The sequence below is a fragment of the Streptomyces lacaronensis genome (assembly GCF_047337785.1).
Taxonomy (GTDB): Bacteria; Actinomycetota; Actinomycetes; order Streptomycetales; family Streptomycetaceae; genus Streptomyces; species Streptomyces lycopersici.
Window position 1 is genome coordinate 5,952,154 of record NZ_JBLHDK010000003.1, and the last position, 21,714, is coordinate 5,973,867.

The 21,714-nt window shown below is 69.6% G+C and carries 18 protein-coding genes and 2 tRNA genes; 7 read left to right on the top strand and 13 right to left on the bottom strand.

Annotated features, from left to right (window positions below; all coding sequences use genetic code 11):
- Positions 1-134 precede the first annotated feature (134 nt).
- A complete protein-coding gene (locus ACMTAK_RS25825; protein ID WP_413808410.1) occupies positions 135-857 on the top strand; it encodes a DUF5324 family protein in 723 nt (240 codons plus the stop codon).
- A gap of 113 nt (positions 858-970) precedes the next feature.
- Here the strand turns inward: ACMTAK_RS25825 and ACMTAK_RS25830 are convergent, their stop codons facing one another.
- Positions 971-2,119, bottom strand: a complete 1,149-nt coding sequence (locus tag ACMTAK_RS25830) for a response regulator (RefSeq protein ID WP_413808411.1) — start codon at positions 2,117-2,119, stop codon at positions 971-973.
- Positions 2,120-2,312: 193 nt separating this feature from the next.
- Positions 2,313-2,385, bottom strand: a tRNA-Ala gene (locus ACMTAK_RS25835).
- Positions 2,386-2,503: 118 nt separating this feature from the next.
- Here ACMTAK_RS25835 and ACMTAK_RS25840 point away from each other — a divergent pair.
- Positions 2,504-3,049: a helix-turn-helix domain-containing protein gene (locus ACMTAK_RS25840; protein ID WP_020869955.1), complete on the top strand. Its 546-nt coding sequence runs from the start codon at positions 2,504-2,506 to the stop codon at positions 3,047-3,049.
- Positions 3,050-3,094: 45 nt separating this feature from the next.
- Positions 3,095-4,723, top strand: a complete 1,629-nt coding sequence (locus tag ACMTAK_RS25845) for a serine/threonine-protein kinase (RefSeq protein WP_413808412.1) — start codon at positions 3,095-3,097, stop codon at positions 4,721-4,723.
- Between the two features lie 70 nt (positions 4,724-4,793).
- Here ACMTAK_RS25845 and ACMTAK_RS25850 read toward each other — a convergent pair whose 3' ends face one another.
- The 11 genes from ACMTAK_RS25850 to dnaA all read right to left on the bottom strand — a co-directional run bounded on the left by ACMTAK_RS25850 (position 4,794) and on the right by dnaA (position 19,258).
- Complete coding sequence (locus ACMTAK_RS25850) at positions 4,794-6,149, bottom strand: hypothetical protein (RefSeq protein ID WP_413808413.1); 1,356 nt, start codon at positions 6,147-6,149, stop codon at positions 4,794-4,796.
- A 276-nt stretch (positions 6,150-6,425) separates the two neighbouring features.
- A complete protein-coding gene (locus ACMTAK_RS25855) occupies positions 6,426-6,560 on the bottom strand; it encodes a DLW-39 family protein (protein ID WP_003958712.1) in 135 nt (44 codons plus the stop codon).
- Between the two features lie 191 nt (positions 6,561-6,751).
- Positions 6,752-6,825: transfer RNA gene (locus tag ACMTAK_RS25860), tRNA-Ile, on the bottom strand.
- Positions 6,826-6,887: 62 nt separating this feature from the next.
- The gene (locus tag ACMTAK_RS25865; protein ID WP_413808414.1) at positions 6,888-7,658 is read right to left on the bottom strand and encodes a DUF3566 domain-containing protein; all 771 of its coding nucleotides are present in this window, start codon (positions 7,656-7,658) and stop codon (positions 6,888-6,890) included.
- A 3-nt stretch (positions 7,659-7,661) separates the two neighbouring features.
- Positions 7,662-10,286, bottom strand: a complete 2,625-nt coding sequence (gene gyrA, locus ACMTAK_RS25870) for a DNA gyrase subunit A (protein WP_413808415.1) — start codon at positions 10,284-10,286, stop codon at positions 7,662-7,664.
- Positions 10,287-10,328: 42 nt separating this feature from the next.
- Positions 10,329-12,359 (bottom strand): DNA topoisomerase (ATP-hydrolyzing) subunit B, encoded by a 2,031-nt coding sequence (gyrB, locus tag ACMTAK_RS25875; protein WP_413808416.1) that lies wholly within the window; start codon positions 12,357-12,359, stop codon positions 10,329-10,331.
- 307 nt (positions 12,360-12,666) lie between these two features.
- A complete protein-coding gene (locus tag ACMTAK_RS25880; protein ID WP_413808417.1) occupies positions 12,667-13,227 on the bottom strand; it encodes a DciA family protein in 561 nt (186 codons plus the stop codon).
- The gene (gene recF, locus ACMTAK_RS25885) at positions 13,224-14,366 is read right to left on the bottom strand and encodes a DNA replication/repair protein RecF (RefSeq protein WP_413808418.1); all 1,143 of its coding nucleotides are present in this window, start codon (positions 14,364-14,366) and stop codon (positions 13,224-13,226) included. The genes ACMTAK_RS25880 and recF overlap by 4 nt, the downstream gene beginning before the upstream one ends.
- Positions 14,367-14,423: 57 nt before the next feature.
- Positions 14,424-15,305 carry a phosphogluconate dehydrogenase (NAD(+)-dependent, decarboxylating) gene (gnd, locus tag ACMTAK_RS25890; protein WP_413808419.1) on the bottom strand — a complete coding sequence of 294 codons (882 nt, stop codon included), beginning with the start codon at positions 15,303-15,305 and terminating at the stop codon, positions 14,424-14,426.
- Positions 15,306-15,410: 105 nt separating this feature from the next.
- Positions 15,411-16,541: a DNA polymerase III subunit beta gene (gene dnaN / locus ACMTAK_RS25895; RefSeq protein WP_262702078.1), complete on the bottom strand. Its 1,131-nt coding sequence runs from the start codon at positions 16,539-16,541 to the stop codon at positions 15,411-15,413.
- An 860-nt stretch (positions 16,542-17,401) separates the two neighbouring features.
- A complete protein-coding gene (gene dnaA / locus ACMTAK_RS25900; RefSeq protein ID WP_413808420.1) occupies positions 17,402-19,258 on the bottom strand; it encodes a chromosomal replication initiator protein DnaA in 1,857 nt (618 codons plus the stop codon).
- A 437-nt stretch (positions 19,259-19,695) separates the two neighbouring features.
- On the opposite strand from dnaA, the gene rpmH reads away from it, so the two are divergent.
- The 4 genes from rpmH to yidC are packed head-to-tail and all read left to right on the top strand — an operon-like array spanning position 19,696 to position 21,701.
- On the top strand, positions 19,696-19,833 hold the full coding sequence (gene rpmH / locus ACMTAK_RS25905) for a 50S ribosomal protein L34 (RefSeq protein ID WP_003956500.1): 138 nt from the start codon (positions 19,696-19,698) through the stop codon (positions 19,831-19,833).
- Between the two features lie 24 nt (positions 19,834-19,857).
- Positions 19,858-20,241: a ribonuclease P protein component gene (gene rnpA, locus ACMTAK_RS25910; protein WP_037954594.1), complete on the top strand. Its 384-nt coding sequence runs from the start codon at positions 19,858-19,860 to the stop codon at positions 20,239-20,241.
- Positions 20,238-20,555 (top strand): membrane protein insertion efficiency factor YidD, encoded by a 318-nt coding sequence (yidD, locus tag ACMTAK_RS25915; RefSeq protein ID WP_020869966.1) that lies wholly within the window; start codon positions 20,238-20,240, stop codon positions 20,553-20,555. Before rnpA ends, yidD begins: the two co-directional genes overlap by 4 nt.
- A gap of 3 nt (positions 20,556-20,558) precedes the next feature.
- Positions 20,559-21,701 (top strand): membrane protein insertase YidC, encoded by a 1,143-nt coding sequence (gene yidC, locus ACMTAK_RS25920; protein WP_413808421.1) that lies wholly within the window; start codon positions 20,559-20,561, stop codon positions 21,699-21,701.
- Positions 21,702-21,714 lie beyond the last annotated feature (13 nt).

Consider the following 21,714-nt stretch of genomic DNA (forward strand, 5'->3'; position numbering starts at 1 on the left):
AACGGGCATGATCTTCACAAACAGGCATGATCTTTCTTGGGATGGAAACACGAAACTCGGCAGATGGAGCGCGCAACAAGAACGCACGACTCTGAACCCCGGAGCTTGACCACGCCACCGAGGAGGAGGATCCCGTGACCCGCATTGACAGCGTGCGAGCCGCGACCGGCACAGCCAAGGGCAGCGTCCTGCACGCCGCGGAGGCGGTGGCGCCCTATGCCGGCACGGCCAAGGACACCGCGACGCGCTACGCGCACGAGGCCCGCGTCCGGCTGGCGCCGAAGGTCTCGACCGCGGCGCACCAGGCCCGGTGCACGGCCGGTGCTCAGTACCACGCCCATATCGCGCCACGGCTCGACCAGGCCCGCGGCACCCTGCCGCCGAAGGTGGACCAGGCCGCCACACGGGCCGCCAAGCGGACCCGTAAGGCGGCACGCCATGCCGCCGACTACACCGGACCGCGGGTGGAGCAGGCGATGGCCGGGGTGCGCGCCGCCGCGGGACCGGCGCGCGAGGAGGCGACCGTCCGCACGGCGGCGGCCATCGCGGCGCTGCGCACCCATGTGACAGCCGCGGAGATCGAGAAGCTCGCCCGGAAGCACCGCCGCCGGGCCCGGGCCGCCCGCTTCGCCAAGCGGGCGACCTTCATCGGGCTGGTCGGCGCGGGCGTCTACGCCGCGTGGAAGTGGTGGGACAAGCAGGCCAACCCCGACTGGCTGGTCGAGCCCCCGGCGGCGACCGAGGCGGGCGACCGCGAGCGGCTCTCGGCGGTGGACGGCAGCGACCAGGACGCCCTCGACCCCGAGGTGCGGGCCAAGCAGGCCGAGGCCGAGGCCCGCAGGGACGACGAACGCTGACGGCGCCGCTCACGGCGCCCGGCGCAAGCCCTCCGCGAGGGGCGGGAGATCGCCTGATCTCCCGCCCCTCGTCCTTTTCTCCGGGGCGGCTCCTTCTCCGGGGCCGCTCCGGCTCAGTCCGCCGGGTCCTCTCCCTGGGAGCGGCGCTGCCGCCGCTCCAGGAAGATCTCGGTGAAGACCGAGACCTTGGCCCGCAGCGCCCAGGGGTCGAACGGCTTGGCCATGTAGTCCACCGCACCGGCCGCATAGCCCCGCGAGGAGTGCTCGGGATCGGAGCCCATCGCGGTGAGGAAAATGATCGGGATGTCGCGGTTACGGGGGCGCCGCTTGATATGGGCCGCCGTCTCATAGCCGTCCATCTCGGGCATCTGCACATCCAGCAGGATCACCGCGAAGTCGTCGTGGTCGAGCAGCGCCTTGAGGGCCTCCTGCCCGGAGGTCGCGGTCACCAGCTCCTGGTCGAGCGTGGCCAGCACGGCCTCCATGGCCAGCAGATTGTTCTGCTGGTCGTCCACCACGAGGATCTTCGGCCGCGGCCCCATGGCCCGCTGGGGCGCGGGCCCCTCCCGTCCCATCGGCTCCTCCTCCTGCTGTGGCACCGCGGCCGGGCGCTGGGACTCCACCATGGCCAGCTGCCGCTCCAGGACCAGACAGCGCTCCTCCGCCAGCCGCCCCCGCAGCCGCACCTCGTCCAGCTCCTCGGTGAGCCGCCGCACCTCCTGCTGGAGCAGATCCCGCTCCTTGATCAGCTCGTCCCGGTCCGGGATGTCCCGCTCCAGCGCGTCCGCCCGGGCGCGCTCCGTCGCCCATGCCGCCTCGGCCTGGTTCAGCCGCACCTCGAGATCGGCGATGCGGTGCTTGAGGTCCAGCAGCGCCTCACCCAGCACATCCTGGTGCGCCATGGAGACCCGGGCGTCCCGGTCGGCGTCGGCCAGCTGGATCTGCAGGATCTCCATGGCATGCCCGGGGGAGCGGCTGGTGCGGACCGCGGCCCGGTGCAGCTCCCGCACCAGCTCGATGGCGGCCGGGGTGGGGGCGACGCCCCGCCGCTCGGCGAGATCGGTGAAGAGATCGAAGACAAACTCCCACGGCGGGATGCGGGTGCCGTTCAGGAATCGCGAGATGGTGCTCGGATCCCGGTGCCGCCGCACCGCGTATCTGCGCACCGAGACCCCGAGCCCCAGGAACAGCTTCCTCAGCTCCACAGCGAACGCCCGGCACTCCTCGGGCAGGTTCTCGCCCAGTGGATGCAGCACACTCATCGTGTCCCCCTGTACGGCGCACCGCGCCGATCAGACGACTCCCGGGCGATCTGCCCGAGTTATGGAAAACACCCTGGAGCATCCCGCGGGTGTTGCGCCGGGCAATGACAAGAGTGGCAACACCGATATCAGGGGCGAAAACGGATCAGCCAGGACACCGGTCCGGCGTCCTGGCTGGTGATGGAGATGGAGGTGGAGCCTAGGAGAGTCGAACTCCTGACATCCGCCATGCAAAGACGGCGCTCTACCAACTGAGCTAAGGCCCCTTCGCCGATCAGGATACCTGGTACCGACCACCATTCCCGACCGGGTATCGCTCGCGCGTAGCGCTCTCCGTAGGATGCCACGCAAGATTCGCGGCAGCGAAGCGAAGGGGAGAGCGAGATGGACGCAACACAGCAGGATGCCACCGCGCGCGCACGGGAGCTTCAGCGCAGCTGGTACGGGGAGCCGCTGGGGGCGCTCTTTCGCCGTCTGATCGACGATCTCGGTCTGAACCAAGCCCGTCTCGCCGCCGTCCTCGGTCTGTCCGCTCCCATGCTCTCGCAGCTCATGAGCGGCCAGCGCGCGAAAATCGGCAACCCCGCCGTGGTCCAGCGGGTGCAGGCGCTGCAGGAGCTGTCCAGCCAGGCGGCCGACGGCAGGGTCAGCGCCGCCGAGGCCGCCGAGCGCATGGAGGAGATCAAGAAGTCCGCGGGCGGCTCGGTCCTCAACTCCACCCAGACCACGGCGAGCACGGGCGCCCCGACCGTACGGCGAGTGGTGCGCGAGATCCAGTCGCTGCTGCGGTCCGTGGCGGCCGCGGGGGACATCATCGATGCCGCCGACTCCCTCGCCCCCGCCCACCCCGAGCTGGCAGAGTTTCTCCGTGTGTACGGCGCCGGGCGGACCGCCGAGGCGGTCGCCCACTACGAGGCGCACCAGAGCTGACGGGCTGAACTGCTGACGAGTCGATGACGGGGCGGGCACGGCGCGATGGGTGAGATCTTCGCGGGCCGGTACGAGCTGGTGGACCCGATCGGGCGCGGGGGCGTGGGCGCGGTATGGCGCGTCTGGGACCACCGCCGCCGACGGTACGTGGCAGCGAAGGTGCTCCAGCAACGTGACGCCCATACGCTGCTGCGCTTCGTCCGGGAACAGGCCCTGCGGATCGATCACCCCCATGTGCTGGCACCGGCCAGCTGGGCGGCCGACGACGACAAGGTGCTGTTCACCATGGACCTGGTGGGCGGCGGCTCGTTCGCCCATCTGATCGGGGACTACGGCCCACTGCCGCCCCGCTATGTGTGCACCCTGATCGACCAGTTGCTCTCCGGACTGGCCGCGGTGCACGCCGAGGGCGTGGTGCACCGGGACATCAAACCCGCGAACATCCTGCTGGAATCCACCGGGACCGGGCGGCCGCACGTCCGGCTGTCCGACTTCGGCATCGCGCTGACCAAGGGCGAGCCGCGCCTCACCGAGGCCAACTACGTGATGGGCACGCCCGGCTACTTCGCGCCCGAGCAGATGATGGGCGACGACCCCGACTTCCCGGCCGACCTCTTCGCCGTCGGGCTGGTGGCGCTCTATCTGATCACCGGGCACAAACCGGACGGGGAGGCGCTCGTCAAGCTCTTCGAGCAGGGGGTGCCGAACGCGCCCACCGGGGTGCCCGAACCGCTGTGGCAGGTGATCGCCGGGCTGCTGCAGCCGGACCCCGAGAACCGCTTCCGCACCGCCACGGGCGCACGGAAGGCGCTGGCGACCGCGGTCGACCTGCTGCCCGAGGCCGACCTGGACGACGATGCCATCGAGGTCTTCGACCAACTCGGGCCGCTGCCCACCGGATTCGGCCCCGATGGCCCCACCCGGCCGCGCCGCCGCCACGCGAAGGCCGACCCGGCCGCTCCCCAGCAGCCAGCCGCGCCGCGGCCGTCCATGTCCGACACCGGCAGCTTCACCCTCCCGCCGCCGCTCCCCCGGAACGAACAGCCGCGCGCCCCGCACACCGAGACCCCCGGAACTGCTGGGGCTCCGTCCTCCGGTGCCCCGCCCGCCGAAGTCCGGCACCCCGAAGTCCAGCACCCCGAACCCCCGCCCGCCCAGTCGCCCCTGAACCGGACCCCACCGCACCAGACCCCACCGACGCCGACGCCCCCGCCGCCGACCGCCCAGCCCGCGACTCCGCCCCCGCCGGTCCAGCGGCCGTCGATACCCCACCCGCTGACCCCGCCGACCCCTTCGACGGCGGCCCCGATCCCACCGGCCCCACAGCCGCCCGTGCGCCACCCGCACCACGCACAACAGCAGCCACCACACCCCGTACAGCCGGTGCAGCATCCGCACCCGCATACGCCCACCCCCGCTCCCGCTCCGAACGCGGCTCACACGCCGACACCGACGCCAACGCCAACGCCCACACCGGCGCCGACGCCGACGCCGACACCAACGCCGCCCCCGCGTGACTTTCCTTCTACTCGTCCATACACCGCGGAGCGGCCGCGGGTTCCCTCAGCGGCTGGGCGGCGCCCCGGACCGTCCCGGAAGGCGACGCTCTCGATCCTGATCGTGGCGGCGCTGTGCTTCGCCATCGGCGCATGGGCCCTGGTGGCAGCGGGCTGACCCGCCCCCCCCAGGCCGACAACCACGAAGCAGGCCCCGGACCCGCCCCCAAGCGGGCCCCAGGCGCCAACTACCAAGCAGGCGGCGGCCCGTACCGCTGCCGCGCCGAGGCCCGCCGCCGGGCGGTGAGCGTCCACGCCCCGAGCCCGAGCACCAGCGCCGTCCCGGTGCCGATCCCCGCGTACCCCACCACCCGCAGCGCGTCCTTCGAGTCGGCGGCGCCGGAGCCGGAATTCGCCATCGGGTCGCCGTCCGCCGCGAGCGGATGGCGCTTGGCCGCCCGCCGGTCGGCCGCCGTGAGGCCGAACCCCGCCTCGACCGGGTCCTTGTCGTAGGTGGGCCCGCCGCGCGCGTCGCCCGCCACCCGTACCCGCAGCACGACCGGCACCGAGCTGTTCAGATGCGGTGCCACCTGCGGCGGGTTGAGGGTGACCGCCAGGAAGTACCCACCGCTGAAGCTCATCGCGCGGACCGTGGAGCCGGTGTTCGCATACCGGTTTCCGTAGTCCACCGGCGCGGTGGCCACCTGGGTGCGGGGCGGCTCGCCGTCCTGCGCGGCGGGGGTGCCGCGCTTCGCGAGCCCGCGCGCCGGGTTGTAGGCGTGCAGCGCCAGGGCGCGGTCGAGCAGACGGGTGCTCTGGTCCTTGCCGTCGGCGGACAGTTCGGCGACGGCGGAGAGGCGCTGCCCCCAGTCCACGGGCACCCGGTAGAAGTGCGTCTCCCCCGGCGTGATCTCGTCCCTCCACACCCCGGTCCCCAGGGTCGGCGCGTCGGTGAAGCCGCGCCCGCCGCGCCTCGGCAACGGAGTGCCGTCCAGCGGCTCGGGCGACGGCGAGCTCGAACTCCCCTCCGGCGCCGCCCCCGTGGCCCCGCCCTTCACCGGTGGCTCCACCATCAACCGGAGCTCCACGGGCCAGCGCTCCGGGTCCGGCGATCCGTCCTGGCGCTCCACGGTCACCACATAGCGCCCCGCCTGGTGGCAGGAGGCCGGGCCGGAGTCGATCTGGCGGGAGGCGTAGTCGGCCAGGGGATAGGCCACGCCGCTCGTCTCGATCTTCGGGGAGGCGGTGCCGCAGATGCCCCCGCCCGGGCTCTCCAGGGTCACCTTCACGCCATCGCGGTACGAGGTCACCTCCGCGCCCGGCCGGGGTGCCGCGACCGCCGAGACATAGGCGGCTGACTTCGAGTCGAGCGTCACGCCGTAGTACCGCTTCTCGCCCGGTCCGACGCTGTCGACATAGGTGCGGCCGGCCGCCAGGGAAGGGGCCCCCGCCTCACCGTCGGAGCCGGATATCCGGGTGCCGCGGGTCTCGTACGCCCGGGCCCCGGCGGCGCCGTCGGCGAGGGACGTGCCCGGTGCCGCGGCCACCGCGCACAGCGCCGCCGCCGCGGCGAGACCGGCCCTGACCTTGCGGCGGTCCTTCATCGCGCGTCACTCCTCGTCGTACCGGCCGGTCGGCCCGCTCAACCCCGGTCTGGTCGGCTCGTTCGCCCCGGCCCGGCCGGCCCGCTCAACTTTGCCTGTGCAAGCTATTCGTTTGCGAGAGTGAAACACGAAGGCCCCCGTCATCCCATCCCCCCGACACCCCCGTCATGCCATCCCCCGAAGGCCCCGCCGCTTCCCCGCCACGGCGCCAGTAAAGCCGACGGGGCCCCGACCGCTCCAGCGGTCGGGGCCCCGTAACGGGACTGTTGTAGGAGCTCACACACCCGAACCTGCGGGTACGGAGTCGGTCGCCTCCGTCCACAGATCCTGCTCGGCGCGATCCGCCTGGATCTGGCGGTACACGAGGAGCCCGCCGATGGCGGCCAGTGCGACCAGGAGCAGCTTCTTCACCGCGCTACCTCGTCTCTTTCTTGACGTAGGGGACCTCTGGCGCCTGATGATACACACCGACCGATACCGATCGGTGACCTATGACCGGCATTGGCCGACGAGAAACCGGGAAGGAAGCGGGGATCAACTCCCTGCCCCCATACGACATCAGCCTGGACGAAGAAGATCTCCATCCAGGCTGATCGCGACGGTGGGGCTAACAGGACTTGAACCTGTGGCCTCTTCCTTATCAGGGAAGCGCTCTAACCGTCTGAGCTATAGCCCCGCGCTGCACCGAAAGATTAGCGCACCACCTGCCCTGTCCCAAAATCGGTAACGGGCGGCCCGCTACTCGTCCTCGGCCAGGGTCAGCTCGACGCCGCCCACGAAGCCGGCCGACAGGTTGTAGATGAAGGCCCCGAGCGTGGCCAGCGCGGTCGCCAGCACGACATTGATCACGGCGATGATCCCGGTGAACCCCAGGACACGCGGAAGCGACAGGAAGGACTGCAGGTCGAACCCGCTGCCCTCCTGCGATTCCGTGGCATCGCTTATGGTGCCGCCCACCGCGCTGAAGACGCCCATGGCGTCCATGACCATCCACAGCACCGCCACCGCGATCACGGTGCAGATCCCCAGCGCGATCGCCAGCAGGAAGCTGACCTTCATGACCGACCACGGATCGACCCTGGCGACCCGCAGCCGCGCCTTGCGGGTCCGCGGCGCCGGACGGGCCCCCGCGGACGTACGGGGGCGGCGGACGGCCGTGGCGGCCTGCTGGTGCCCCGTCTGGGCGGCCTGGGCCGACTGCCCGGGCACCGCGGAGCCGCCCCGTCCGGCCCCGTCGCCGGGCGGCGGGGCGTATGCCTGCGGCGGGTGGTACGGCTGCGCGGGCTGGGCGGGGGCGGGACGCTCGTTGGGGAGCGGGCTGGAGTACTGGGGCTTGGGGTGCGGATCGCGCTGCGGCCGCAGCTTCCGGGTCTCCGTCACCGCCGCGGCGGAATCCCCGGCCGGGCCACGGGCGCCGTCCCCAGCGGTGTGACCACCCGTCGGGGCTCCTGATCCCGGACGCCCTCCGGCGTCCGCACCGCCGCCCGCGGCACCCGTGGCTCCACTCACGACTTACTCCTCGGTCTCGTCGGCCGGGGGCGCTGTGCCCTCGGCCGCCTCGGACTCGGCCTCCTCGGCTGGCGCGTTCACGGTCGCGGTTTCTTCCTCGACCTCTTCAGCCTCACGACCGGCCTCGGCGTTCCGGGCGATGCCGACGACGGCATCGCGCTTGCCCAGGTTGATCAGTTGGACGCCCATGGTGTCACGGCCCGTCTCCCTGACCTCATTGACCCGGGTGCGGATCACGCCACCGCTGAGCGTGATGGCGAGGATCTCATCGGTCTCCTCGACCACCAGCGCCCCGACCAGGGAACCGCGGTCCTCGACGATCTTCGCCGCCTTGATCCCGAGACCACCGCGCCCCTGGACGCGGTACTCATCGACATTGGTCCGCTTCGCGTACCCGCCGTCGGTGGCGGTGAACACGAACGTACCGGGCCGGACGACATTCATCGAGAGGAGTTCGTCACCCTCGCGGAAGCTCATGCCCTTCACGCCGGAGGTCGCGCGCCCCATCGGCCGCAGCGAGTCGTCGGTCGCCGTGAACCGGATCGACTGGGCCTTCCTGCTGATCAGCAGCAGATCGTCCGCGGAGGAGACCAGCTCGGCGCCGATCAGCTCGTCCTCGCGGCCGTCCTCCATCTCCCGGAGGTTGATCGCGATCACACCGCCCGAGCGGGGCGAGTCGTAGTCCTTCAGCGGGGTCTTCTTCACCAGGCCGGACTTGGTGGCCAGCACCAGATACGGCACCGCCTCGTAATCCCGGATGGCGAGAATTCGCGCGATCTTCTCATCGGGCTGGAAGGCCAGCAGATTCGCCACATGCTGGCCGCGCGCGTCACGTCCCGCGTCCGGCAGCTCGTACGCCTTCGCCCGGTAGACCCGGCCCTTGTTGGTGAAGAACAGCAGCCAGTGGTGGGTGGTCGAGACGAAGAAGTGGGAAACGATGTCGTCCTGCTTCAGCTTCGTCCCGCGCACGCCCTTGCCGCCGCGCTTCTGCGAGCGGTAGTCCTCGGTCTTGGTGCGCTTCACATAGCCGCCACGCGTGATCGTGACGACGATGTCCTCCTCGGCGATCAGGTCCTCGATGGACATGTCGCCGTCGAAGGGCACCAGCTTGGTGCGCCGGTCGTCGCCGAACTTCTCGACGATCGCGGTCAGCTCCTCGCTGATGATCTGCCGCTGCCGCTCGGGCGAGGCCAGGATCGCGTTGTACTCGTTGATCTTGGCCTGCAGCTCGTCATGCTCCTGGACGATCTTCTGACGCTCCAGGGCGGCCAGCCGCCGCAGCTGCATCTCGAGGATCGCGTTCGCCTGGATCTCGTCGATCTCCAGCAGGCCCATCAGGCCCTCGCGCGCGATCTCCACCGTGTCGCTGCGCCGGATCAGCGCGATGACCTCGTCGATCGCGTCCAGGGCCTTGAGCAGACCGCGCAGGATGTGCGCCCGCTCCTCGGCCTTGCGCAGCCGGAAGCGGGTCCGGCGGACGATGACCTCGACCTGGTGGGTGACCCAGTTGCGGATGAACGCGTCCAGCGAGAGGGTGCGCGGCACACCGTCGACCAGGGCCAGCATGTTGGCGCCGAAGTTGGTCTGCAGATCGGTGTGCTTGTAGAGGTTGTTGATGACGACCTTGGCGACCGCGTCCCGCTTGAGCACGATGACCAGGCGCTGGCCGGTGCGCGAGGAGGTCTCGTCCCGGACGTCGGCGATGCCGCCGACCCTGCCGTCCTTCACCAGGTCGGCGATCTTCTGCGCGAGGTTGTCCGGGTTCACCTGGTACGGCAGCTCGGTGACCACCAGGCACTGCCGGCCCTGGATCTCCTCGACCTCCACCACCGCGCGCATGGTGATCGAACCGCGCCCGGTGCGGTACGCCTCCTCGATGCCCTTACGGCCGACGACCAGCGCCCCGGTCGGGAAGTCCGGGCCCTTGATCCGGTCGATCAGGGCGTCGAGCAGCTCTTCCTGAGTGGCCTCGGGGTTGGCCAGGGCCCACTGGGCGCCCTCGGCCACCTCGCGCAGATTGTGCGGCGGGATGTTGGTGGCCATGCCGACCGCGATCCCCGCCGAGCCATTGATCAGCAGGTTGGGGAAGCGGGCCGGCAGGACCGTCGGCTCCTGGTTACGGCCGTCGTAGTTGTCCTGGAAGTCGACGGTCTCCTCGTCGATGTCCCGGAGCATCTCCATCGACAGCGGCGCCATCTTGCACTCGGTGTACCGCATGGCCGCCGCGGGGTCGTTGCCCGGGGAGCCGAAGTTGCCGTTGGAGTCGACCAGCGGCATCCGCATGGACCACGACTGGGCCAGCCGCACCAGCGCGTCGTAGATCGACGAGTCGCCGTGCGGGTGGTAGGTGCCCATGACGTCGCCGACGACGCGGGCGCACTTGTAGAAGCCCTTCTCGGGGCGGTACCCGCCGTCGTACATCGCGTACAGCACCCGGCGGTGCACCGGCTTGAGGCCGTCCCGGACGTCGGGCAGCGCACGGCTGACGATCACGCTCATCGCGTAATCGAGGTACGAGCGCTGCATCTCCGTCTCGAGGCCCACCGGCTCGACGCGGAGGGCGGCGCCTTCGGCGAGTTCGTCGGGGGTCAGGTCGTCGGGCGTGTTCGGGGTGTTCTCGTCGGCCATTGCTGGTCAAAGTCCTTCTGTCGTCTGCGGCTGGGGGCCGACTCAGATGTCGAGGAAGCGGACATCCTTGGCGTTGCGCTGGATGAACGAGCGCCGTGCCTCGACGTCCTCACCCATGAGGACCGAGAACAGGTCGTCGGCCTGGGCCGCGTCGTCCAGCGTGACCTGGCCAAGAACGCGGTGGTCCTGGTCCATCGTGGTCACCCGCAGCTCTTCGGCGTTCATCTCGCCCAGACCCTTGAAGCGCTGGACGGAGTCGTCCCTGATGCGCTTGCCCTGCTCCCGGCCGGCCTGGATCAGCGCGTCCCGCTCCCGGTCCGAGTACGCGTACTCGACCTCGTCCCGGCCCCACTTGATCTTGTAGAGGGGCGGCCGGGACAGGAAGACATGCCCCGCCTCGACCAGCGGGCGCATAAAACGGAAGAGGAAGGTCAGCAGCAGGGTGTTGATGTGCTGACCGTCGACATCGGCGTCCGCCATCAGGATGATCTTGTGATAGCGGAGCTTGGCGATGTCGAAGTCCTCGTGCACCCCGGTGCCGAAGGCGGAGATCAGCGCCTGGACCTCGTTGTTCTGCAGGATCTTGTCGACCCGGGCCTTCTCGACATTGAGGATCTTGCCTCGGATCGGGAGGATCGCCTGGTACTGCGGATTACGGCCGGACTTGGCCGAGCCGCCGGCGGAGTCACCCTCGACGATGAAGATCTCGCACTTCGACGGGTCGTTGGACTGGCAGTCGCTCAGCTTGCCCGGCAGCGAAGCCGTCTCCAGCAGCCCCTTGCGGCGGGTCAGATCGCGCGCCTTACGGGCCGCGACCCGGGCCGTGGCCGCCTGGATCCCCTTGCGGACGATGTCCGCCGCCTCGTTGGGGTTGCGGTCCAGCCAGTCGGCGAGATGCTCGTTGACGATCTTCTGGACGAAGGTCTTGGCCTCCGTGTTGCCCAGCTTGGTCTTGGTCTGGCCCTCGAACTGGGGCTCGCCGAGCTTGACCGAGATGATCGCGGTCAGGCCCTCGCGGATGTCCTCACCGGTGAGGTTGTCATCGCGCTCCCGGAGCAGCTTCTTGTCGCGCGCGTACTTGTTGATCAGGTACGTCAGCGCGGCGCGGAAGCCCTCCTCGTGCGTGCCGCCCTCATGGGTGTGGATGGTGTTCGCGAAGCTGTAGACACCCTCGGTGTACTGCGCGTTCCACTGCATCGCGATCTCGAGGGAGAGCATCCGCTCCTTGTCCTCGGCCTCGAAGCCGATCACCGTGGGGTGGACCAGCTCGCCCTTGCGGGAGTTGAGGTAGGTGACGAAGTCGACGATGCCGCCCTCGTAGTGGTACTTCACGGAGAGCGGCTTGCCCTCCTCGTCCACATGGGCCGCACGCTCGTCCGTCAGCGAGATCGACAGGCCCTTGTTGAGGAACGCCATCTCCTGGAAGCGCCGGGCCAGCGTCTCGAAGGAGTACTCGGTGGTCTCGAAGACGTCCGGGTCCGCCCAGAAGGTGACCGTGGTGCCGGTCTCCTCCGTGGCCTCGTTCCGGGCCAGGGGCGCGGTCGGCACTCCCGTCTTGTAGTCCTGGGTCCAGCGGTAACCGTCCGTCCTGACCTCGACTGACACCTTCGACGAGAGGGCGTTGACGACGGAGACGCCGACGCCGTGCAGACCGCCGGAGACGGCGTAGCCGCCGCCGCCGAACTTGCCGCCCGCGTGCAGCACGGTCAGCACGACCTCCACGGCCGGCTTCCCCTCCGAGGGGACGATGCCCACCGGGATACCGCGGCCGTTGTCCACGACGCGGACGCCGCCGTCGGCGAGGATCGTGACCTCGATGGTGTCCGCGTGACCGGCCATGGCCTCGTCGACGGAGTTGTCGACGACCTCCTGGACGAGGTGGTGCAGGCCGCGCTCACCGGTGGAACCGATGTACATACCGGGTCGCTTGCGGACCGCCTCCAGCCCCTCCAGAACGGTGATCGCACTGGCGTCGTACGACGGCGGAGCCAGGGCCTCGCCGTCGGGCGTGGACGGGATGTTTTCGATGGGGTTGCCGGAATCGGCCACGAAGCGCCCTTTCTGGCACAGCACAAGCCGTCTCCGGGCAGGCGGGAGCGGCTGCGTCGTTCAACATGTGTCCGCAAGCGCTCGGTGCGCCAGCGGCGACGGTGTACGGCCCCAGTCTACCGGTAGCGCCGACAAGAATGGGGGCTTGCTGGCGCCTGAGTCCGCATGTGCCGCCCTGAACCGGCCGCCGCCGACTCCCCATATGCGGGGACGGGCTCCAAGAGGCTCACGCCGCCACTCAGCGCTTCGGGCTGTCAACCACCGGCTACCGTGACCGGGGTCTCAGCAGTCACCCTGTTACCCCCGGTCAGCACAGGGCTCGAACCCCCGGTCAACCGTAGGTGTCCCCCGTGCCCGTGGAGCCCGGGGAGCGCAGCGGGCCGTAGCGCCGGGGCGGGCCGCCGGGGCCCAGAACCTTGATCAGCTTCACCGTGCCCTGGCCCAGATCCGCGTTGAGCCGGGCCACGAGCTGGGGCGCGAGCAGCCGCAGCTGGGTCGCCCACGCCGTGGAGTCACAGCGCACCGTGAGCACCCGGGCGTCCTCGTCGTAGCGCTGAGGCTCGCAGTGCTGGGCCACCTCGGGGCCCACCATCTGGGGCCAGCGGCCCATCACCCCGCCGACCGCGGCCGGGGTCTCCCAGCCACGCTCGGTGATCAGCCGGTTGATCGCCGCACCGAGCGGAAGCGGATCGCGGCCATCGGCGCGCGCGCCGGAGCGCAAGCCCCCTCTGCGCGCCTGCTTCTTCTGCTGGGCCGCGGCCCCCCGGGCGCGCGCCTGCTCCTTGGCGGCGCGCAGCGCCACCCGCGCGAGATCGACGCCTGAGGGCTCCGGCACGGGCGAGGGCCCGGACGCCGACGAGGGCCGCGCGGGCTGGTCCATCCCGTCCGTCATACGCGCCGCACCTCGCCCTCGGACACCGCATAGCGGGTACCGGTCAGCACCTGCGGGACGTCGTCCTCCACCGCCGCGGTCACCAGCACCTGCTCTCCGGGGGCGACCAGCTCGGCCAGCCGCTCCCGGCGCCGCTCGTCCAGCTCCGCGAAGACGTCGTCGAGCACCAGCACCGGCTCGCCCGCCTCGGTGCGCAGCAGATCGTAGGAGGCCAGCCGCAGGGCGAGGGCGTACGACCAGGACTCGCCATGACTGGCGTAGCCCTTCGCCGGGAGCCTGCCCAGCTTGAGCACCAGGTCGTCGCGGTGCGGGCCGACCAGCGTGACCCCGCGCTCGATCTCCTGCTTACGGGCCTCGGTCAGGGCCGCCATCAGCAGCTCGTACAGCTCCTCGCGGCTGCCCGCGCCGGCCAGCCCCTCACCGGCCGAGCCGCGGTACTCCAGCAGCACCGGGCCCCCGCCCGGGGCGAGTTGCTCGTACGCCTTGTCGGCGAGCGGCTGGAGTACGGAGATCAGATCGAGCCGCTGGGCGAGCAGCTCGGCACCGGCCCGGGCCAGATGCTGGTCCCAGACGTCGAGAGTGGACAGGGTCGTGTCGCCGCCTCCGCCGCGGGACCCATGCCGCCGGGCCAGAGCGGCCGTCTTCAGCAGCGTGTTGCGCTGCTTCAGCACCCGGTCGTAGTCGGAGCGGACCCCCGCCATCCGGGGCGCCCGCGCGGTGATCAGCTCGTCCAGGAACCGGCGGCGCTCGCCCGGATCGCCCTTGACCAGGGCCAGATCCTCGGGCGCGAACAGCACCGACCGCAGTATCCCCAGCACATCGCGCGGTCTGACCTGCGACGATCGATTGATACGGGCGCGATTGGCCTTGCCCGGGTTGAGCTCGAGCTCAATCAGCTGCTGCCGGTCCCCCTGGACGACCGCGGCCCGGACCACGGCCCGCTCCGCGCCCATGCGCACCAGCGGGGTGTCGGAGGAGACCCGGTGGCTGCCGAGGGTGGCGAGATAGCCGACCGCCTCGACGAGATTGGTCTTGCCCTGGCCGTTGGGCCCGACGAAGGCCGTGACGCCCGGGTCGAGCGCCACCTCGGCCCGGGCGTACGAGCGGAAGTCGGCGAGCGAGAGATGCGTGACGTGCATAGTGGGCTGCGCCGACCTCCCCCGGCAGTACCGCTTGCTTCCGACCCCGAGGGGTGGTTACTTCTCGTTGCTCTCGACCGCGTGGCCACCGAACTGATTGCGCAGCGCGGCGACCATCTTCATCTGCGGTGAGTCCTCCTGGCGGGAGGCGAACCGGGCGAAGAGCGACGCGGTGATCGCGGGCAGCGGCACGGCGTTGTCGATCGCGGCCTCCACCGTCCAGCGGCCCTCACCGGAGTCCTCCGCATAGCCCCGCAGCCTGCCCAGGTGCTCGTCCTCGTCCAGGGCGCGGACGGCCAGGTCCAGCAGCCAGGAGCGAATGACGGTGCCCTCCTGCCAGGAGCGGAAGACCTCGCGGACGTCGGTGACCGAGTCCACCTTCTCCAGCAGCTCCCAGCCCTCGGCGTACGCCTGCATCATCGCGTACTCGATGCCGTTGTGGACCATCTTGGCGAAGTGGCCCGCGCCGACCTTGCCGGCGTGGACGGCGCCGACCTCGCCCTCGGGCTTGAGCGCGTCGAAGATCGGCTGGACCTGGGCCACATGGTCGGCGGCGCCGCCGTACATCAGCGCGTAGCCGTTCTCCAGACCCCAGACACCGCCGGAGACACCGCAGTCGACGAAGCCTATGCCCTTGGCGTTGAGCTGCTCGGCGTGCTTCTCGTCGTCGGTCCAGCGGGAGTTCCCGCCGTCCACGACGACATCGCCGGGCGACAGCAGCTCGGCCAGCTCGTCGATGGTGATCTGGGTGGGGACGCCCGCCGGGACCATGACCCACACCACTCGCGGGCCCTTGAGCTTGTTGACGAGCTCATCGATGCTGTGAACATCGGCGACGTCCGGGTTGCGGTCGTATCCGATGACGGTGTGGCCTGCGCGGCGGATGCGCTCGCGCATGTTGCCGCCCATCTTGCCGAGGCCGATGAGACCGAGCTCCATCAGTGATCCTTTGTGCCGTAGTCCGTTGCGTTTCGCGGTGAATCCGAGCCTACGCCCGCGGGTAGCCGCACAGATGTGGGCTACACCCGCTCATTCGCTCGGCTTTCAGCCACTCAGTCGGACCGGCATGATCAGGTACTTGTACGCCTCGTCCGCCTCGGCGTCCATGGCGGGCTTGCCACTCAGCAGGGCGGGCTTGGTCGAGGTGGTGAAGGACAGCTGGGCGACCGGCGAGTCGATCGCGCTGAGGCCGTCCAGCAGGAACGTCGGGTTGAAGGCGATCGAGATGTCGTCGCCGTCGAGCTGGGCGTCCACCCTTTCCACAGCCTGTGCGTCGTCGCTGGAACCGGCCTCCAGGATCAGCACGCCCTGCTCGAAGGTGAGCCGCACCGGGGTGTTGCGCTCGGCGACCAGGGCCACACGCTTGACGGCCTCGACGAACGGGGCGGTCTCGATCACCGCGACCGAGTTGAACTCGGTGGGGAAGAGCGTGCGGTACTTCGGCAGGTCGCCCTCGAGCAGCCGGGTGGTCGTACGGCGCCCGGCGCCCTCGAAACCGATCAGGCCCTCGCCCGCACCCGAGCCGGAGAGCGCGAGCGCGACGGTGTCACCGCTGGTCAGCGACTTGGCGGTGTCGAGGAGCGTCTTGGCGGGCACCAGCGCGACGGCGGAGATGTCGGGGGTCTCGGGCTTCCACAGGAACTCGCGGACCGCGAACCGGTAGCGGTCGGTGGAGGCCAGCGTGACGCTGTCGCCCTCGATCTCGATCCGCACGCCCGTGAGCACCGGCAGGGTGTCATCACGGCCGGCGGCGATGGCGACCTGGGCCGCGGCGGCGGCGAAGACCTCGCCGGGGACGGTGCCGGTCGCGGTCGGCATCTGCGGCAGCGCCGGGTACTCCTCCACAGGCAGGGTGTGGAGGGTGAATCGCGAGGAGCCGCAGACCACGGTCACCCGCACACCGTCGCTGGAGATCTCCACAGGGCGGTTGGGAAGGGCTCGGCAGATGTCGGCGAGAAGGCGGCCGGAGACGAGGACCGTGCCGTCGTCCTCGATGTCGGCCTCCACCGAGACACGGGCCGAGACCTCGTAGTCGAAGCCGGAAAGGCTCAGCGCGCCTTCCTCCGCCTTCATCAGGATCCCCGCGAGGACGGGCACCGGCGGTCGGGCCGGGAGGCTGCGGGCCGTCCAGGCCACCGCCTCCGCGAGTACATCGCGCTCCACCCGGATCTTCACCGTAAGCCGCCTCCTGCTGTTGCTGGCTCGCCCTGCTGGCCTTCGTCGTCGGCTGTGTCGCCGGAGACCAGTCTGACGCACGCCGCCGACAGTCGGTGCGGCTCGGGGTCAAGTCGGTGCGCGGGGTGTCGGGCTGCTCGGCCCGAGGTTGTGCACAGGCCCCACTTCGAAGCGATTTCCTCGCTATCTCTAAGTGGTCGTAGTAGTAGGCCCTGTGGAAACCGTGGAAAACTCGATCTGCCCTGGTCAGAGGCGATTTTTTGTCCACCGGGCCTGTGGGCGGAGGCGGTGGACAACCAGGGCTTTCTGTGGACGCCGAAGAGTTCTGCACATGCGATGCACAGACATCGCCCGGTTCTCCCCAACGTCGTCCCCAGTTTTACCCACCTTCCCCACAGCCCAACCCGCCTCTTCGGTGTGACGCCTTTCACTCGGTCCGGTGACCGTGGCTGTTTCGTTGCCGAACAGTGGACAGCGGTGTGGAGAAGCTGTGGGCAACGGGCCTTCGGCTGTGGGTTGCCGGTGGACAAGCTGATGCGAGGCCTGTGGGCACCTCGATCGTCCACAGTCTGTGGACTTCCGTTAGCCACAATTCCACAACCGGCTGACCTCGGGAGATCCCCTTTCCACCGGACAGCCTGTGGACGCGATCGGGACAACTCCCATGTCCCCAGGGTGTGGACGGTGGATGAGCTGTGGATCTGTGGAGAACCGGGCCGGCCGGGCAGGGAATCGAACAGCCTCGTAGCGATGAACGACGAGGGACGGCGACGTAACGACGGAGGACGACGAAGGGCGCCCCGGGAGATGTCCGTCCCGGAGCGCCCTTCAGCGGTTCGCGGTGGCCCCGCGAGCCTCTCTCAGCCGTTCTTGATGCGGTTGGTCAGTTCGGTCACCTGGTTGTAGATGGAGCGCCGCTCGGCCATCAGCGCCCTGATCTTGCGGTCGGCGTGCATCACCGTCGTATGGTCGCGGCCGCCGAACTGCGCGCCGATCTTGGGCAGCGAGAGATCGGTCAGCTCCCGGCAGAGGTACATCGCGATCTGCCGCGCGGTGACCAGCACCCTGCTGCGGGAGGCGCCGCACAGATCGTCGACCGTGTGCCCGAAGTAGTCGGCGGTCGCGGCCATGATCGCGGTGGCGGTGATCTCCGGGGCCGCGTCCTCGCCGCCGGGGATCAGATCCTTCAGCACGATCTCGGTGAGCCCGAGGTCCACCGGCTGCCGGTTCAGGCTCGCGAAGGCCGTCACTCTGATCAGCGCGCCCTCCAGCTCACGGATGTTGCGGGAGATCCGCGAGGCGATGAACTCCAGCACCTCCGGCGGCGCGTTCAGCTGCTCCTGTACCGCCTTCTTACGGAGGATCGCGATGCGCGTCTCCAGCTCCGGCGGCTGCACATCGGTGATCAGGCCCCACTCGAAGCGGTTGCGGAGCCGGTCCTCCAGGGTGACCAGTTGCTTGGGCGGCCGGTCGGAGGAGAGCACGATCTGTTTGTTGGCGTTGTGGAGCGTATTGAAGGTGTGGAAGAACTCCTCCTGCGTCGACTCCTTGCTCGCCAGGAACTGGATGTCGTCGACCAGCAGGATGTCCATGTCGCGGTAGCGCTTGCGGAACGCGTCCGCCTTGCCGTCGCGGATGGAGTTGATGAACTCGTTGGTGAACTCCTCCGAGCTCACATAGCGCACCCGGGTTCCGGGGTAGAGGCTGCGCGCGTAGTGCCCGATGGCATGCAGCAGATGGGTCTTGCCGAGCCCGGACTCGCCGTAGATGAACAGCGGGTTGTAGGCCTTGGCCGGCGCCTCGGCGACGGCGACCGCCGCGGCGTGCGCGAAGCGGTTGGACGCGCCGATGACGAAGGTGTCGAAGAGGTACTTGGGGTTCAGCCGCGCGGTCGGCTCACCGGGGCCGGACGCGGGCGCGGGCTGAGCGGCGAGCGGACCGGGGGCACCGGTCTGCGAGGGCAGCACGGGCGGTCCGCCGCGGGCGCGCTCGAGCGGGTCGGGCAGATCGTGGCGCTGCTCGTACGGCGGGCGCTCGGGGCTCGCCCCGGGGCGGGGGATGCCACCGGGACCGCCGCCGGGGCCGTGGCCCGGCCCGGGGCGCTCGGCGCCCGGACCGCGGTAGTCGCCGCGCGGCTGCTCGTAAGGCTGCTGGTCATAGCCGGACTGCTGGTCATAGCCGGACGACGCGCGCTGGGAGGCGTACGGATCACTCTCCGGGAAGCCGCCGAGCCGGGGCTGCTGCCAGCCGTAGTCGTCACGGCCCCGCGGCCAGGCGCCCGGTTCGGGGCGTGACTGCTGATACCCGGGGTACGCGGGGCGGGCCGACGGAAGATCGTCCGGCGCCTGGCGGCCATAGCCGTCCCGGCCGTCGTAGCTCTCGTAGGACTCGCGCTGCTCGCGCTGGGGCTGCGGGGGGACGATCGGTTCGCCGGCGGACTCGTCCACGGTGATCGCGATGCGGATCGGGCGGCCGCACTCCCGGCTCAGCGTTTCGCTGACGACGGGGGCCAGCCGGCCCTCCAGCACGCCCTTGGCGAATTCATTGGGGACAGCGAGCAGCGCGGTGTCGGCGACCAGCGCGAGGGGCTGGCACCGCTTGATCCAGTGTTCGTCCTTGGCCTCGACGCCTTGTCCGCCCTGCCCGGAGCCCTCTCCCAGCAGCCGCTCCAGCACACGTGGCCACACTGCGGCAAGATCGGCGGGTACGTCAGCCACAGGGCACGCTCTCTCACTCGCTGGGTGGGGGACGCCGACAGGTCCCACGAATGCGTGGTTCTCGGGACGGGCGTGAAGGAATCGGAGCCCAGCCACGGTAGTCAGGCCGGGGTACAGGGTTCAAGTCGTTGTCCACAGGGTGTGTACAAATGTGCCATGCGATGTCGCCGGGCGTTCCCTTGCCCCTAGGCTGTGGGGGGATAGCGCGCTGTCAGGGTGTCGGCCACCGGTTTGACCGGATGGCGTAACCGCGCGTACCGTAACCAGGTCGAGTTGTCGATGGCTGCTGCCGCCTGCCTCCGATGGGCAAGGATTCACGGGTTGATGATCCGTGGTCGTGAAGCGGTGCACTCGGGCGTATTGCGAGCTACTCGTGGGCGCACGGTGACAGCCAAGCGATAGACCGCCACCATCCGATTCATTTCTGGAGCCCCCGAGTGAGCAAGCGCACCTTCCAGCCGAACAACCGTCGTCGCGCGAAGACCCACGGCTTCCGGCTGCGGATGCGCACCCGTGCCGGCCGCGCGATCCTCGCGTCCCGCCGTAGCAAGGGTCGCGCCCGCCTGTCGGCCTGAGCAGCCTGACTCAAGGTCCATGACGTGCTGCCTACCGAACATCGGCTGAGGCGGCGCGAGGACTTCGCGGCCGCGGTACGCCGAGGACGCAGGGCCGGGCGCCCGCTCCTTGTCGTGCATCTTCGTACCGGCCTCACCAGCGGTGATACGGACCCGCACGCATCCGGGGAGAGTGCTCCTCCGGCGCGTGCGGGTTTCGTCGTAAGCAAGGCGATCGGCGGTGCCGTCGTCCGCAATCTGGTGAAGCGGAGACTGCGCCATCTGATGCGGGACCGCATCGACCGATTTCCCGCAGGTAGCCTTGTCGTCGTACGGGCGCTGCCCGGCGCGGGAGAGGCGGGTCACGACCAGCTGGCCCGCGATCTTGACACGGCAGTGCAGCGGCTACTGGGAGGGGTGCCGCGATGAAGTACCCGCTGCTGTGGTTGATCAAGCTGTACCAGTGGACCATCAGCCCGATGCTGGGACCGGTCTGCAAGTACTACCCGTCGTGCTCGCACTATGGCTATACGGCCATCAACCGGCACGGCGCGGTAAAAGGAACGGCGCTGACGGCCTGGCGCATCCTGCGCTGCAACCCATGGTCACTCGGTGGCGTCGACCATGTCCCGCCCCGGAAGCGTCCGGTGTGGCACCAGCGGCTGCGGAACCGCCTCGGCGGGCATCCGGCTGTGGAGCCTGCCGCACAGCCCGAGACCCAGCCCAAAGCCCAAGGAGCCTGATTCGTGGACACGATCCTCGGTCCTCTTTATGACGTAGTTTCCTGGATCATCGTCCAGTTCCACTCGTTCTACAGCTTGATCTTCGATCGGGACAGTGGCTGGGCGTGGGGTCTGTCCATCGTTTCGCTGGTGGTGCTGATCCGGATCTGCCTGATCCCGCTCTTCGTGAAGCAGATCAAGTCGACGCGGAACATGCAGGCGCTCCAGCCCAAGATGAAGGCGATCCAGGAGCGCTACAAGAGCGACAAGCAGCGCCAGTCCGAAGAGATGATGAAGCTCTACAAGGAGACGGGTACCAACCCGCTCTCGAGCTGTCTGCCGATCCTCGCGCAGTCGCCGTTCTTCATCTCGCTGTACCAGGTGCTCAACCACATCGCGAACAACAGGACGGTCGGTGTCATCGACCAGTCGCTGCTGGACAGCGCCCGTAACGCCCACATCTTCGGCGCTCCGCTATCGGTGAAGTTCATGGACTCGGCCTCGAAGGTCGAATCCCTCGGCGCCTCGCTGACCGACGTCCGCATCGTGACGATCACCATGATCGTCCTGATGTCGGCCTCACAGTTCTTCACCCAGCGCCAGCTGATGACCAAGAACGTCGACCTCACGGTGAAGACGCCGTTCATGCAGCAGCAGAAGATGCTGATGTACGTCTTCCCGATCATGTTCGCCGTCTTCGGCATCAACTTCCCCGTCGGTGTCCTCGTCTACTGGCTGACCACCAACGTCTGGACCATGGGCCAGCAGATGTTCGTCATCCGCCGGAACCCGACCCCGGGCAGCGTGGCCTTCAAGGCCCGCCAGGAGCGGCTGCGGGCCAGCGGCAAGCTGAAGGAGGAGCCGGCCGAGGTCGCCGCGAAGGAGGCGGCCGAGACGGCGCGCGCCAACCGTCAGCAGCCCAAGCGCCAGACCAAGGCAAAGCGCTCCACGACCGGTCACAGCAAGGCCAGCTCGCAGCCGGCTTCCTCGGCCTCCCCGGAGAAGTCCACCGAGGACAAGCCCGCCGCGAAGCCGGGACCGGGGCAGAAGAAGGGCGCGCAGGGCGGCAAGCCGGCCGGCGGCGGCTCGGCCTCCGGCTCCTCCCGTGGCTCGAAGTCCGGTCAGCGCAAGGGCCAGCAGCGCCCCAAGCACCCGTCCAAGAAGTAACGAAGGAGTCCAT